Consider the following 14,559-nt stretch of genomic DNA (forward strand, 5'->3'; position numbering starts at 1 on the left):
CTTACTATGAGAGATATATACCTCTCTATCGAGTCGGCTACCGGTCGTCTGGTGCGCTCGTCAGTTACATAGAAAGACGCCAATCGGTCCCGTTCGCCCGAACGACGGGGTCTCGGCAACCCGCGGATCCCAACCTACCGACTACCGCTCTCGCTGTCGTTCGTTGCGTCGACCGTCGATCCCGCGTTCGTCTCTGATCCGGGTTCGAGGTGACTATCCGCGCGAGCGGCGGGGAGCCACGCGGGCGGCGCGACGCCGCTCGCCGACCGGGACGTGACGCTGTACTGGAACCGCTTGGGCTCGTCCCCTTGGCCGTACAGGAGCTGAGCCTCTCGGACGACCCCGTCCTCGTCGACGGTCAGGTACCCTTGAACGTCGGTCGCGTTCCGGACGGCGACGTCGGTGATCGCGTATCGGATGCGGCGTTCGCCGGCGGTCTCGGTGACCCGGACCGCTCGAAACTCGCCGATCGTCAGGATCCTGGAGACCACCGCCCACATCGAGTCGGCCGCGCGGAACCGGGTCTCGTCGACCGAGCCGTTCGTCGCCTCGAAAGCGGCCCGCCCGTTTCGGCCGCTACGGCTGTGTCGGACGTTCGACTCGACGTAGACGTCGCTCTGACTGACGTCGGCGTACCCGTTGTGCACGTCGAGGCGGAACCGGGTCCGCGTCCCGTTCGCTTCGTACTGGTAGTCGGCGTACGCGCCGGGACGGAACCGTTCGAGAGCGACCCCGGACACCGGCTCCGTCCGGAGGAACGCGATCGACAGCCTGCGAGCCGTCGCGATATCGATCTCCGACCGGGAGAACCCCTCCGGGAACTCGGCGTCGGCGAGCGTCTCGTCGGAGACGGCGGTCGAGTTCGACGTCGTGCCCGTCGCCGGAGAGTCCGTCGTCGGGGCGGGGTCATCGAAGGCGATGCCCCCGCACCCCGCGAGAGCGAGGAGAAACGCGACCGCAATGGCGGCGGAGACCCTCCGAGACACGTCGTTTCCTCGTGGTCACCGGATAATGAAGCTGTTGGCGCCCCGCGCTGCGACCGCCACCGCCGACGCTTCGCCGATCCGTCCCCCGGTCGGGGGTCGGATCGGAAACGGAGTCATCGGGGCGGTAATCCGGGCGGCCCGTCCTCAGTCCCCGCTCGGTCCGTCGGCCGCGATCCCCTCGCGCGCCTCCTGGATCACCTCGTCGACGCGGCCCCAGGCGACCGGCGGCTCGACGGCCGAGAGCGCGGCGTCGAGACCATCGAGCCGCTCGTCGAACCGATCGTCCCAGTCCGGACGGTCCGCGAGCGCCTCGGCGCTCGCCACCGCCTCGTCGCGGATCGATTCGATCCGCGTCTCGACGTCGTCCGGGAACGACTCGTCATCGCGCTCCGCCCACTCGCGGAGGCCGGCCGCCTCGGCCCGGAGATCGGCGACGACGACGTCGAGGACGCGCGCCTGCACGGCCGCGTCGAACCACCGCTCCGGGTCGGGGTCGTCCGCGGCCCGAAGCGATTCGACGGTCTCTCCGAGGGACTCGGCGGACTCCTCGGCGGCCTCGAGGTCGTCGACGAGCGCGTCGCGCCGCCGGTTGGCCGAGCCGAGCCACGCCTCGAACGCCTCGATCTCGGTCTCGAGGTCGTGGGCGACGCGGACGATCCGCTGCGCGTCTGTCGTTATCTCATGGAGGTCGACCGCGGCTTCGTAGATATCGACCGACGAGTCGAGGTCGCTCGCCGCCGCCGAGAGCTCCCCGCCGACCCCCTCGACGTCCGACCGGAGGTCGGCGAGCCGCTCCTCGAAGGCGCGCTGTCGGACCCGAACGATCTCCAGGTCCGGGACGTCGGCGACGGCGTCGTTCGCCTCCTCGACGGTGCGCGTCGCGAGGTCCACCCGCGTCTCGGCGGTGGCGAGTATCTGGGAGACGTCGGTGACGGTCGCCTCGATCGCCTCGGGCGTGACGCTCCCGTCGTCGGTGAACGGATCGAGCCACGTCCGGACCGACTCCGGGTCCTCACCCGTCCGGTCGGCGACGTCGTCGACGATCTCGTCGAGGGGGACCTCCGGGGGCGCGGACTCGCTCATACCTCGCCGTTTCCGACGGGGGGTCGTATACCTTCCGTCAGAGCCGATCATTTACGAACAGTTCCCAACATACCGATATTGCGTAGTATATAGCCGAAAGGGCGGCATATAGAAGGGGTACCGCTACGTGGATCTCCGCCCCCCAATATATCAGAATTATAAGCTGTTTTAGTAACGTAGGGTGTCCCCTCACGTGATGTCAGACCGGAACTGGACTGACGGCGGCGTATCGCGGCGGAAAGTCCTCATCACCTCGGGAGCGCTCGGCACCGCCGGCCTGGCGGGCTGCGGCGGGCAGAGCGAGAGCGGGAGTGGTGACGGCGGCTCGGGCGGCGACGGCGACGGCAGCGGCTCGGGCGGCGACGGCGGCGACGGCGGGTCCGGCAGCGACGGCGACGACGGCTCCGGTCCGAGCACGGACCTGCTCAACGCGGAGGGCTCCTCGACGGTGTACCCGATCTCGAACACGGGGAGCTCGTACTGGAACTCCAACGCCCCGCCGAGCGACGGCGAGTACTGGGGCGCGAACGACGAGAGCTCGGTCCCCGGCTGGGACGAGCTCTCCGCCGACGGCGCGGACGACATGCTCATCGCCGACTACTTCGCCTCGAAGTTCGGCTTCGAGCCGACCGAGCAGCGCTCCTCGCCGCCGTTCCCGACGACGGTCGGCCTGAGCCACTCGGGGACCGGCTGCGAGGCCGTCACCGAGGGGCTCGTCGACATCGGCAACTCCTCCGGCCCCATCACGGCCGAGCTCGGCTGGAGCGAGGAGGAGGCCCAGGACAGGGTCGTCGACAACGTCGTCGGCCGCGACGGGCAGCCGGTCGTCGTCAGCTCCGACGTCGCGGACGCCGGCGTCAGCCAGCTGACCGGCGAGGACATCCGGCAGATCTACCAGGACGAGATCACCAACTGGAACGAGATCGACGGCATCGACTACGACCAGGAGATCTACGCCATCGGCCGCGCCGAGGGCTCCGGCACCGACACCTCGTTCCGACTGAACATGCTCGGCGGCGCCGACGCCGCGATGCCCGGCGTCGACACCCGCTTCGGCCAGAACCAGCAGGTCGCGCAGGCGGTCTCACAGAACGAGGGTTCGATCGCGTACATGGCGCTCGCGTTCACCAGCGAGACGGTCACCCCCATCGCCATCGACTTCGACGGCACGCTGTACGAGACCAGCCGCGACGCGGAGAACACGATCTTCGACAGCTCGTACCCGCTCAACCGCGACCTCCACATGTACACGCTCATCGAGGAGAGCAACCCCGACGGCGGCGGGTACGACCAGCGCGAGGCGGCGTTCGTCAACATGTTCCTCAACGAGTACGGCCAGAGCATCTTCGTCGAGGGGAACAACTACATCCCGCTCCCGACGAGCGACCTCGAATCGATGAAAGAGCAGGTCTCGTCGGTCGCCACCGAGGACCTGCTGGCGCCGTAGATCAGCGCGGTCCCGGTCCCCGCCAGACGCTGCGACAGGGCGCCACGGCCCTCGGAGCTCACCACGAGGACGCTCGCGCCCGGGACGTTCGGAATCCGCTTTCGACCCACACGACCGCCTCATGATCCACGCAAAACACCGATCACCACTCATACCGAATCAATGGCACAGGTAACAGACCCCCGAGACGGACGGATACGGAGCGCGGTCGGCGAGCAGGTCCGACGGACCAAGCGGTTCGCCGACGAGACCGAGCCGGCCGCGCTGGCGATCCTCGCGGTGATGGCGCTGTCGCTCCTCGGCGCGCTCGTCGGGTTCCTCGCCGTCTCGGACTGGACCATCGTCCCCTTCGCCGCCTTCCTCGCCTCGTCGGCGGTCGGCTGGGTCCGCTATCAGGAGGAAACGGCGTACCTCATCGCGCTGATGATGACCGTGTCGACGATCCTCATTCTCGGGCTGATCGTCGTCTTCATCTTCCGGGAGTCGATCCCGGTGATCCGGTACGAGAGCGCGACGGTGTACGGGATCACGGTCCCCGGGCTCCGGATGTTCATCCAGCCGAACTGGGACGCGGTCTCGCCGCCGATCCGGTACTCGATGGTGCCGATGATCCACGGCACGGTGATGGTGACGCTCATCGCGTCCGCCGTCGCCGCGCCGCTCGGCGTCTCGGCGGCCCTCTTCCTCTCGGAGATCGCCCCCGCGACCGTCCGCGAGGTCGTCAAACCCGGCGTCGAGATCCTCGCCGGCATCCCCTCCATCGTCTACGGGTTCATCGGGTTCACCGTGCTGGGGCCGTGGGCCTCCGACCAGTTCCAGACGACCGGCCAGGGGTCGTACCTCTTCGTCGGGATCGTCGTCGGGCTGATGGCGCTCCCGACCGTCGTCTCCGTCGCCGAGGACGCGTTAAGCAGCGTCCCGGAGTCGATGAAGAGCGGGTCGCTGGCGATGGGGACGACCGACTGGCAGACGATGACCTCGATCACGTTGCCGGCGGCGTTCTCCGGGGTCTCCGCCGCGGTCCTGCTCGGCGTGGGCCGCGCGATCGGCGAGACGATGGCCGCCACGGTGATGCTCCGCGGCGTCCCCCGGCTCACGGAGCCGCTCGTGAACGTCTTCTACGGCCAGGAGACGCTGACCTCGATCATCGCGCGGAACTACGGCGAGGCCGACGGGCTCCAGATGGACGCGCTGTTCGTCGCCGGCGTGATCCTGTTCGTCACCGTCCTCGTCATCTCGGTGGGCGCGCAGTACATCGAGTGGCGGATGCACAAGCGGCTGGGGGGTGAGATCTGATGGCGGGAGCGGGCCGGACCGACACGCGGCTGGTCGAGTCGGAGACGACCGAGACGGACGCCGTCGCCGCGGTGGCCGTCGGGCTCTCGGCGGTGCTGTTCGCGCTCGCCGTCGCGGCGCTGTTCGGGCGCGTCAGCCTCACCGGCTCGCTGCTCGGGGTCCAGACCGTGACGCTGCTCGGCGGCCTCCTGACCGCGCTCGGCGGCACGGTGATCGCCTTCGGGGTCGGGTCGCGGTTCGGCTACGTCGAGACGAATCCGGACCCGAGCGCCGGGCTCATCGCGGGCTTCGGCGCCGCCGTCCCGTGGGTCGTCATCGGGGCCAGCGTCGCGAGCCAGACGCTCGGCCTCGGCGCGGGAGTCGGCGTCGTCGCCGGGGTCGCTACCGGCGCCGTCGCGTTCGCGGCCACCGTCCTCCCGCGCGAGGACCTCGGATCGACGGTCCCGCTCGGCGCCCTCCTCGGGGTGACTGGGCTCGTCTTCCTGACTGGCGCCATCGGCCCGACGTGGGTCTGGGAGCTCGGCTGGGCGCAGCAGGCCGCGATCACCGCGGAGTTCCTCATCCCCGTTTCGACGCTGTTCAGCGCGCTGTACGGAGGCTGGGCGTCGGCGAAGGCGTACGGCGGCTTCGGCGCCCGCGGGCGACACATGGGCGCGTACGTGCTCGTCTACGTGAACGCGCTCTCCATCGTCGCCTTCCTGTTCATCCTCGTCGCCTTCGTGGTCGTTCAGGGGATCCCCGGCCTGCTGAACGGCACCGAGTTCGGGTTCGGGACCGGACCGACGACGTCGGTCTTCGGGGTGTCGGTCGCGCTCCCGGTCTCGGTCCCGTTCCTCATGAACGGCGTCGCCCTGTTCAACGACTTCCAGGGCGTGCTGCCGGCGATCGTCGGCACGGTCTGGCTCGTCGTGGGCGCGGTCGTGCTGGCGGTCCCGCTCGGCGTCGGCGCGGCGCTGTTCCTCACCGAGTACGCCGAGCGCGGCCGGTTCACGCAGGTCGTCGAGGTCGCCACCAACGGGCTGTGGAGCACCCCGAGCATCGTCTTCGGGCTGTTCGGGTTCGCCTTCCTCATCCCGCGGTTCGGCAACGGGAAGTCGCTGCTCTCGGGCATGATCACGCTCGGCTTCATGCTGCTGCCGCTCGTGGTCATCACCTCGCGCGAGGCGATGCTCTCCGTTCCCGACGAGTACCGCGACGCGAGCGCCGCCCTCGGCGTGTCGAAGTGGCAGACGATCCGGAGCGTCGTCCTCCCCGCGGCGCTCCCGGGCGTCGTCACCGGCGTCATCCTCGGCGTCGGTCGGATCGCCGGCGAGACGGCGCCGATCCTGCTGACGATGGCCGGCGGGACGTTCGTCCCGGGCTCGCAGACGGCCGACGTCATCGGCGGCTTCCAGTTCACCTCGGCGCCGCCGTTCGTCGCGAACCCGGAGCTCCTCCAGGCCACCTCGGCGCTCCCGTACCAGCTGTACGCGCTGATCACGGCCGGCGTCGGCGCGAGCAGCAACGTCGGCAACGCGGACGAGTTCCGCTGGGCGACGGCGCTCGTGCTGCTCGTCGTCGTCCTCTCCTTCTACGCGATCGGCATCGCGACGCGCTACTACTTCCGGCGGCGGCTCAGACACACCTGATCACCAATGAGCGAGAACACCACCCCACGGACCGAGACGGAACCGCAGACAGAGACCGCGACGACGGGCACCGACCAGCCGCTCACGACGACCGCCGGCGAAAGCGTCGAGCAGACGCGAGACGAGTGGCGAGAGTACGACTTCCGGGGAGAGGCCAAGATGACGGTCGAGGACCTCGACGTCCACTACGGCGAGGACCACGCGCTCAAGGGCGTTTCGATGGAGATCCCGGAAAAGAGCGTCACCGCGCTGATCGGTCCCTCCGGCTGCGGGAAATCGACGTATCTCCGGTGTCTCAACCGGATGAACGACCGGATCAGCTCCGCGAGCATCGACGGCTCGGTGAAGCTGGACGGCGAGGAGATCTACCAGGACGGCGTCAACCTCGTCGAGCTGCGGAAGCGGGTCGGCATGGTGTTCCAGTCGCCGAACCCCTTCCCGAAGTCGATCCGCGAGAACATCGCGTACGGGCCGAAGAAGCACGGCGACCTCGATACGGGCCTCCTCGCCCGGCTGTTGAACCGGAGCGACGCCGAGGAGCGCGACGAGCTCGTCGAGCGCTGTCTCCGCGACGCCGCGCTGTGGGACGAGGTGAGCGACCGGCTCGACGACAACGCGCTCGGGCTCTCCGGCGGGCAGCAGCAGCGGCTCTGTATCGCCCGCTGCCTCTCAGTCGACCCGGAGATCATCCTGATGGACGAGCCCGCGTCCGCGCTCGACCCGATCGCCACGGCGAAGATCGAGGACCTGATCGACGACCTCTCCGAGGAGTACACGGTCGTCATCGTCACCCACAACATGCAGCAGGCCGCGCGGATCTCCGACCAGACCGCGGTGTTCCTCACGGGCGGCGAGCTCGTCGAGTACGGCGAGACGGACCAGGTGTTCGAGAACCCGCGCAGCGAGCGCGTGGAGGACTACATCACGGGGAAGTTCGGGTAATCGCATGCCCCGAGAACGCTATCAGGACTCGCTCGACGAGCTCCGGTCCGACGTGCTCGCGATGGGCGATCGGGTCGTCGAGCGGCTCGACGACAGCCTCGAAGCGATCGAGCGCCGCGACGAGTCGCTGGCGCGGGACGTCGTCGACGGCGACGCCGAGATAAACGAGACGTACCTGCGGTTAGAGGACCGCTGCGTCGACCTGTTCGCGCTCCAACAGCCGGTCGCCGGCGACCTCCGGTTCGTCACCGCCTCGTTCAAGGTCATCACCGACCTCGAACGGGTGGGCGACCTCGCCGTCAACCTCGCGAACTACTCGCGGGCCGCGACGCGGACGGTCGCGCCGGACGCAGAGATCGAGGCGCTCGGGGAGGCGGCGCGCGCGCTCCTCGAACGCAGTCTCGCGGCGTACGAGGCGCGAGACGCCGACGAGTGCCGAGCGATCGCCGAGGCCGACAACGAGGTCGACGCGATGTGTCAACACGCCAGCGAGAGCGTCACCCGAGACCTGATAGCGAAGAACGACGACGACGCGTGGGCCGCCGAGCGGCTGTTGGACGACGTCTCGCGCGTGCTGCTGACGATCCGGGACTTGGAGCGGGTCGCGGACCACGCCGTGAACATCGCGGCGCGCACCCTGTACATGGTCGAGAACGACCCGGAGCTGCTCTACTGATCATGGAGACGCGAAAGGTTCAGACCGTCGGAAACGGAACGTACACGGTCTCGCTGCCGAAGGCGTGGGCCGAGTCGCACGGCCTCTCCGCCGGCGACGTCGTGACCCTGCACGATTACATCGACGGGGTGTTGGCCGTCCAGGCGCGGGAGCGAACCGGGGACGAGGCGCCGGCCGCCGCTCGGATCGAGTCGAGCGACCCGGTGGTGATCGAGCGCGCGCTGCGGGCGGCGTACGCGGCCGGCGCGCGGGAAGTAACGATCGAGCGGGACGGACCGCTCACGCCGGAAGCCCGGCGCGTCGTCGAGCGGGTCGCCCGCGAGCGGATCGGGATGTCGGTGGCCGCGGAGTCGGAGGCCGGGACGACGGTGCGGATCATGCTGGACTCGGAGGAGGTGTCGGTGAGCCAGTCGCTCCGGCAGCTGGCGTTCACCGTGCGCTCGGTCCACCGCGACGCGGTCGCCGCCCTCGCGTCGCCCCCCGACTCGCCGCCGATCGGCTCCCGCGACGAGCAGGTCGACCGGCTGTCGGCGATGGTCGAACGCTCCGTCTCCTGCGGCATGGCGGACCTGGGCGAGGTCGACTCCCTCGGCAAGAACCGCTCGGAGCTGTTCGAGTCGTGGACCGCGATGCGCGAGTTGCGTCGCGTCCGCGACGCCGCGGCGGAGATCGGTGACGCCGCGGCGTCGCTCGACGAGCCCCCCGCGGAGGCGCGACTGGAGGAGTGTCGCGACGTCGGCGAGGCGGTCCGCGGGACCGTGTCCGACGGCGTGGACGTCGTCCTCGGCAACGCGGACGTCGACGTGGCACGGACCGCGATCGGTGACCTGCGGCGGATCCGAGGGCGCCTCGACGCCTTCGATCGGGAACTGGACGACGCCGAGGGAGACACGCCGGCGCTCCGTCGCGTCTCGCGGGGACTGCGCCGAACCGCGGAGTGCGGCGACCGAATCGCGGAAGTCGGCCTCCGTCGCGCGGTCCGCTGCGGGGAGCCGATACGCGATCCGGAGCCGGAACGGCTGAACTAACGGCGCTGACCCCTCCTGACGCACGGCGGTCGATCCGCGCCTACGAGGGCTACATAGCGGTATAGTCCGCTATTAGAAACGGCTTAACGGGGCGAGTGGCTACACGTAGTTGAACGCCGCTTCAAACGGGAACGCACGCTCCACTTAACACCACCATATGAGCACGAAACCTCAGTTCGGCGCCGACATCGAAGCACGTCACGCGCGGTTCGACATCGATCGGTACGAAGACGTCTACGTCGTCGGAGACGTTCACGGGAGCTTGGGCGTTCTCAAACGGCTCCTCTCGCGGCTCGAATTAAACGACGACGACCTCGTCATCTTCGTCGGCGACCTCGTGCGGAAGGGCCCCGACAGCCCCGGCGTCGTCGACTTCGTCCGCGCGGACCCGCGTCTCGTCAGCGTCCGCGGGAACAACGAAGACAAGATCCTGCGCGGCGACAAGGACCCCGACTGGCTCCGCGAGGGGGACCGGGAGTACTTCGAGTCGCTTCCGATCGCGATCTCGTTCGACACCGCGCTCGTCGTGCACGGCGGCGTCGACCCCGAACGGTCGCTCGAAGACCACACCGCCGACGAGCTGCTGACGATGCGTTCCCCGCACGGTGACGGGTACGACGGGCCGTTCTGGTACGACGACTACGACGGACCGCACCGCGTCTTCTTCGGTCACACGGTCCACGACCGACCGGTGGACCGCGAACACGCCGTCGGGCTCGACACCGGCTGCGTCTACGGCGGCGAGCTCACCGCGTACGACTACCGGAACGACGAGTTCCGCACCGTCGCGTCGAAGACACATCAGGATCGCGCCAGCTCGAAGGTCGTCGACCCCGCCTGAGCGGCCTCACCGGCCTGCGGTCGAGTCGGTCTCCGTGGAAACGAAGCGACGACGACGCCGGCGATTCACTCCTCGTCTCGGTCCTCGGATTCGTCGTACTCCGCCCGTAGCCGACGGCGCGCCCCGTCCCGCGTCTTGAAGTATCGTCGCTCGCCGTCGGTCGCCCGGACCGCCCAGCCGTACGTGTCGCTGTCCGGACGATACCAGTGCTCGGCGTACGCGTCGAAGACGGACGCGTCGCCGCCGTCCGAATGCGGTCGTCCCCCGTCGTCATCGGGAGCGGTCCCGTCGGGCTCCGCGGAGTCGGCGTCCGGCTCGCTCTCTCCGACGTCCTCGACGAGCAGTTCCTCCTCGATGAGAGCCGGATCGACCGCCATCCCGGGTCCGTATCCGCGATCGAGGGCCGCCTCCGTGGCCGCCATCAGCGTCTCCTGGATGTCTCGTACCGGCCCGTCATCGGTCGAGGCCCGTTCGTAACTCCCGTCGCTCCGCATCACCCACCGTCGGCGGTTGTCGCTCAGAGAGGCCTCTAGGACGAACCGGAGCTGCTCTCGGAGCTCCGTCGCCTCGACGGGGGCGACCGCCTCGACGCGGTAGTCCAGGTTGCGAGTCATCCAGTCGGCAGATCCGATATACCACCGGGGTTCGCCCCCGTTCTCGAAGTAGAATATCCGGGCGTGTTCGAGGAAACGGCCGACGATCGAATGCACGGTGACGTTGTCGCTCACCCCCTCGACGCCGGGTCGGAGCCGGCAGATGTCCCGGACGATCAGGTCGATCTCGACCCCCGCCATCGAGGCGCGGTACAGCTCCTCGACCATCGAGGGGTCTTCGAGCCCGTTCACCTTCACGACGATCCGCGCCCGCCGACCGGCCCGGGCGTGCTCGGCCTCTCGCCTGACCATCTCCGTGAACCGCTCCCGCATCGTGACTGGCGCGATCAGGAGCTTCCGGAAGCGGTCGTCGAGCGTCGGTCCGGTGAAGAAGTTGAACACCTTCGTGAGGTCGAACCCGATATCCCGGTCGGCGGTCAACAGCCCCAGGTCCGAGTACCCCTTCGCCGTTCCCGAGTGGTAGTTGCCGGTGCCGACGTGCGAGTAGAGCTCGACGCCGTCGTCCTCCTGTCGAACGACGAGCGCCGTCTTGGTGTGCGTCTTCAGCCCCACGGTCCCGTAGGCGACGTGGATCCCCTCCTCCTCGAGCTGCCGGACCCATTCGAGGTTGTTCTTCTCGTCGAACCGGGCCTTGAGCTCGACCATCACCGCCACCTGCTTCCCGTTGTCGGCCGCGTCGATGAGGCTCTGAATCACCTTCGAGTCGCTCGCGGTCCGGTAGATCGCCGCCTTCACCGCGAGCACGTCGGGGTCGTTCGCCGCCGCGTGGAGGAACCGCTGGACCGTTCCCTCGAAGGAGTGATACGGGTGATGCGCGAGGATATCGCCCGCCCGAATCTCTTCGAATATGTCATTCGTCCCGTCTTGGCCGCCGCTCGTCACCGATCCCAGTCGAGGATGCGGTTTCGGGGTCCATTCAGGGGGTTTGAGGTCGGGACGGTCGAGGTCGACGAGCTCGAAGAAGTCCTCGAAGTCGATCGGACCGCTCCGATGGAACACCTCGCTGTCGTCCACCTCGAGCTGCGTCTTCAGGATCGAGAGCGACTCCTCGGGCATGTCGTCGTCGACCTCCAGGCGGACGACCGTCGCGAAGCGACGCTGTTCGAGGACCTCCTCGACCATGTCGATGAGGTCCTCGGCCACCTCCTCGTCGCGCCGCACCTCGGCGTTTCGGGTGACCTTGAACTTGGACACGTCGCTGATCTCGAGGTCGGGGAGCAGGAGGTCGAGGTTGGACTCGATGAGGTCCTCGATGAGGACGTACCGCCCGTTCTCGTCGGGAACGGTTACGAGCCGGGGCTGGTTCGGCGGGATCTTGATCCGAGTGAACGTCGGCTCGTCGGCGTCGTTCGACGAGAGCACCGCGAGCGAGAGCGAGAGGTTCGAGATGAACGGAAACGGGTGCGCCGGGTCGAACGCCAGCGGCGTCAGGGTGGGCAGGATGGACTCCTCGAAGTGCGTGCGCAGCTCTCCCCGCGCCTCCGCCGGCAGTTCCTCCGGGGTGCGGATCTCGATCCCCTCGTCCGCGAGCGTCGGTCGCAGGACGGTCCGCCAGTACTCCGACTGTTCTCGGAAGAGCGGCCGCGCCTTCTCGAGCACCTCGGTCCACTGCTGTTCCGGCGTCCGACCGTCCGGCGTCGTCTCGGTCACCCCGGCGTCGATCTGCTGTTTGAGACCGCCGACGCGCTTCATGAAGAACTCGTCCGTGTTCTTCGTGAAGAACGCGAGGAACCTGAGCCGTTCGAGCGGCGGGTTCCGCTCGTCCATCCCCTCGCGGAGGACGCGCTCCTGGAACGCGAGCTCTGAGAGCTCCCGATTGAGGTAGTAGTCGGGGTCGGTCAGGTCGCGTTCACTCACCGCGACGCCCTCCGAGCGATACGCGCCCCTTCGAGTCGGTCCCGGAGTCCGCGAGGCGGAAACCGCCTCGCCGTCCCGATTCACGCCGGATAGCTGTCACCGGGCGCACGCCTAACGGCCGCTCCGCGACCCTCACTGCGAGGGCCCCTCCCGAGAGGGGGAGCGGGGCGAGGCGGTGTCGGTCGTCCGGTCGGGCAGCGACCCGATCCCGTCGTTCCCGAACTCCCGGCCGCCGACCGCGCCGTCGCCCCGGAGCGCCATCGCGTCGTCCGGGAGCCCCGCCGCGTCGCGGTCCGTCCACTCGTCGACGGGAAGCCGTCGATACTCCTCCGGAGAGACGATCACTTCGACGGCGTTCGCGGCCGTCGCGTGCTTTCGAATCGCGGCCTTCGGCTCGGTGAGATCGTGTTCGACCAAGTGATCCCTCGCGGTCGCGCGCAGGGATCGCTTCGAAACATCGGCCCGCTTGCCTCTGATCGCCAGCACGGCGTCGCATACCGGGCAGGCGAGGAGCACGGCACGTGGCATATCTACGTCCACAGAGTGCGGGTACAAGAATCCCGATTTATACCGGTACGTTCCGATATATAGGGCTCCGATCGACAAATACCGATCTCTCTCGTCTCGAAACGCACGCCCGTCGGGCGGGCCGGCGAACGCGTCGTCCCGTCGACGGATGGTGCTCTGATCCAGTATGCTCTCGCCTCACTCCGCGTCCGCCGGTTCCGACAGCAGCTCGTCGAACAGCGCGACGACGCGCCCTTCGATCTCGTCGCGGATCTCGCGCACCTCCTCGATCGGGCGCTCGTGCGGGTCGTCGAGCCCCCAGTCGCGGCTCTCGCCGTTCCACGTCGCCGGACAGACGTCCGACGCCGAACAGCCCATCGTGACGACGAGGTCGACCGCCCCCAGCTCCTCGGGCGTCACCTCCCGCGGCGTCCGGTCGCCGAGGTCGATCTCCAGTTCGCTCATCGCCTCGACGACGACGCCGTGAACGCGGTCGGCGGGCCGCGTCCCGCCGGTGACGATCCCGATCCGATCGCCCGCGTCGCGGCGCTCGCGCTCGCGCTCCGCGAACGCCGCCGCCATCTGGCTCCGTCCCGCGTTCTGGACGCAGACGAACGCGATCCGGTGGTCCGGTCGACCGCTGTGGTTGCTCACGAACCGACGTGCGGGCGGGGCCGGTATAGTCGTTACTCGGGACCGATACCGAGCGCTATGGAGCGCTACCGAGGCACAGCCACCGGGCGACGCGCTCGTCCCCGCGACGACCGCGAGGGTCGACTCACCCGATCCCGATCCGCTCGACCGCCAGCGGCAGGCACCCCTCTCCGGGTTCGACGTACGAGTAGTGGTCCGCCACCGCGTCCGTGACGTCGACGTCCGCGTAGCCGTCCGGCGCGGTCGCCGACGCCGGGAGCCCCCCGTGACCGACCGCGCGGGTCCGGTCCGCGGCGCGGTACGCCCAGCCGAGGACGCGGTCGTTCCGGCTGTGGAAGTTGAACACGGGGGCGTCGGTCGCCGCGACGGCCGGCCCGTACCGTCCCTCGGCCGCGACGCTCTCGTCCGGGACCGCCCCGCCGAACAGCGACACCGAGGCGAGGGTGCCCGTGTGCCCGCGGTCGGCGAGCTCGCGGAGCGCCGCCCCCGTCACGCGAGCGCCGAGCGAGTGGGCGAACAGGTGGACCGGCCGTCCGTCCTCGTCCGCCCACGCCGCCAGCCAGTCGGCGAGCGGCGCGGCGTTGGCGTCCGCGGCCCGCTTCGCCGGTCCCCAGTCCGCGTCCGACGCCCACGAGTAGCCGATCACGGGGAGCGCGTCGCTCTCCGCGGCGGCGCCCGTCGCCGCCGCGAGCCCGAGCCGGGCGGTGTACGCCTGATCGCGGGCCGACTCGGCGTCCGCGCCGAGGCCGTGAACGAACAGGACGACCGCCCCGGCCCTGTCGAACTCCCACGACCCCGACCGCTCCGTCGGGTCGGCCGTGTCGAGGCGTCTCCGGGTCGACACCATCGGCTGCGTCGCCGGCGCGTCGTACCCGCCGAAGTCGCCGTCCAGCGACCGCGCGACGTAGAGGCCGCCGCCGAGGAGGCCGACGCCGCCGGCGACGCCGAGGAGGAAACGCCGGCGGGTGACGAGCCCGCCGGGGCCGTCGTCCGCGGAGGG

13 protein-coding genes are annotated in these 14,559 nt (G+C 69.2%); 7 read left to right on the forward strand and 6 right to left on the reverse strand.

Going from position 1 to position 14,559, the window contains the following annotated elements:
- Positions 1 to 134: 134 nt before the first annotated feature.
- Together SD626R_RS04110 and SD626R_RS04115 are read right to left on the reverse strand one after the other, a co-directional pair.
- Positions 135 to 986 carry a hypothetical protein gene (locus tag SD626R_RS04110; RefSeq protein ID WP_092563858.1) on the reverse strand — a complete coding sequence of 284 codons (852 nt, stop codon included), beginning with the start codon at positions 984 to 986 and terminating at the stop codon, positions 135 to 137.
- Positions 987 to 1,130: 144 nt separating this feature from the next.
- Positions 1,131 to 2,069, reverse strand: coding sequence for a halo transducer protein (locus tag SD626R_RS04115; protein ID WP_092563861.1), 939 nt, complete (start codon positions 2,067 to 2,069; stop codon positions 1,131 to 1,133).
- A gap of 196 nt (positions 2,070 to 2,265) precedes the next feature.
- Between SD626R_RS04115 and SD626R_RS04120 the strand changes: the two genes are divergently transcribed.
- From SD626R_RS04120 to SD626R_RS04150, 7 genes are all read left to right on the forward strand, one after another.
- On the forward strand, positions 2,266 to 3,516 hold the full coding sequence (locus SD626R_RS04120) for a PstS family phosphate ABC transporter substrate-binding protein (protein WP_092563864.1): 1,251 nt from the start codon (positions 2,266 to 2,268) through the stop codon (positions 3,514 to 3,516).
- Between the two features lie 162 nt (positions 3,517 to 3,678).
- Positions 3,679 to 4,812, forward strand: coding sequence for a phosphate ABC transporter permease subunit PstC (gene pstC / locus SD626R_RS04125; RefSeq protein ID WP_092563867.1), 1,134 nt, complete (start codon positions 3,679 to 3,681; stop codon positions 4,810 to 4,812).
- On the forward strand, positions 4,812 to 6,440 hold the full coding sequence (gene pstA / locus SD626R_RS04130) for a phosphate ABC transporter permease PstA (protein ID WP_092563870.1): 1,629 nt from the start codon (positions 4,812 to 4,814) through the stop codon (positions 6,438 to 6,440). The genes pstC and pstA overlap by 1 nt, the downstream gene beginning before the upstream one ends.
- Before the next feature lie 6 nt (positions 6,441 to 6,446).
- Entirely contained in the window at positions 6,447 to 7,382 is a 936-nt protein-coding gene (pstB, locus tag SD626R_RS04135) for a phosphate ABC transporter ATP-binding protein PstB (RefSeq protein WP_092563873.1), read from the forward strand.
- Positions 7,383 to 7,386: 4 nt separating this feature from the next.
- Positions 7,387 to 8,058 (forward strand): phosphate signaling complex protein PhoU, encoded by a 672-nt coding sequence (phoU, locus tag SD626R_RS04140; protein ID WP_092563876.1) that lies wholly within the window; start codon positions 7,387 to 7,389, stop codon positions 8,056 to 8,058.
- Between the two features lie 2 nt (positions 8,059 to 8,060).
- The gene (locus SD626R_RS04145; protein WP_092563879.1) at positions 8,061 to 9,086 is read left to right on the forward strand and encodes an AbrB/MazE/SpoVT family DNA-binding domain-containing protein; all 1,026 of its coding nucleotides are present in this window, start codon (positions 8,061 to 8,063) and stop codon (positions 9,084 to 9,086) included.
- A 157-nt stretch (positions 9,087 to 9,243) separates the two neighbouring features.
- On the forward strand, positions 9,244 to 9,927 hold the full coding sequence (locus SD626R_RS04150; RefSeq protein ID WP_092563882.1) for a metallophosphoesterase family protein: 684 nt from the start codon (positions 9,244 to 9,246) through the stop codon (positions 9,925 to 9,927).
- A 65-nt stretch (positions 9,928 to 9,992) separates the two neighbouring features.
- On the opposite strand, the gene ppk1 is transcribed toward SD626R_RS04150, so the two are convergent.
- The 4 genes from ppk1 to SD626R_RS04170 all read right to left on the reverse strand — a co-directional run bounded on the left by ppk1 (position 9,993) and on the right by SD626R_RS04170 (position 14,406).
- A complete protein-coding gene (ppk1, locus tag SD626R_RS04155) occupies positions 9,993 to 12,398 on the reverse strand; it encodes a polyphosphate kinase 1 (RefSeq protein ID WP_092563960.1) in 2,406 nt (801 codons plus the stop codon).
- 132 nt (positions 12,399 to 12,530) lie between these two features.
- The gene (locus SD626R_RS04160) at positions 12,531 to 12,926 is read right to left on the reverse strand and encodes a hypothetical protein (RefSeq protein WP_137782604.1); all 396 of its coding nucleotides are present in this window, start codon (positions 12,924 to 12,926) and stop codon (positions 12,531 to 12,533) included.
- A gap of 177 nt (positions 12,927 to 13,103) precedes the next feature.
- The gene (locus SD626R_RS04165) at positions 13,104 to 13,526 is read right to left on the reverse strand and encodes an arsenate-mycothiol transferase ArsC (protein ID WP_255310057.1); all 423 of its coding nucleotides are present in this window, start codon (positions 13,524 to 13,526) and stop codon (positions 13,104 to 13,106) included.
- A 157-nt stretch (positions 13,527 to 13,683) separates the two neighbouring features.
- Complete coding sequence (locus SD626R_RS04170; RefSeq protein ID WP_092563891.1) at positions 13,684 to 14,406, reverse strand: DUF726 domain-containing protein; 723 nt, start codon at positions 14,404 to 14,406, stop codon at positions 13,684 to 13,686.
- Positions 14,407 to 14,559: the final 153 nt, after the last annotated feature.

This window comes from Halorubrum sp. SD626R (assembly GCF_001261915.1).
Lineage (GTDB): Archaea > Halobacteriota > Halobacteria > Halobacteriales > Haloferacaceae > Halorubrum.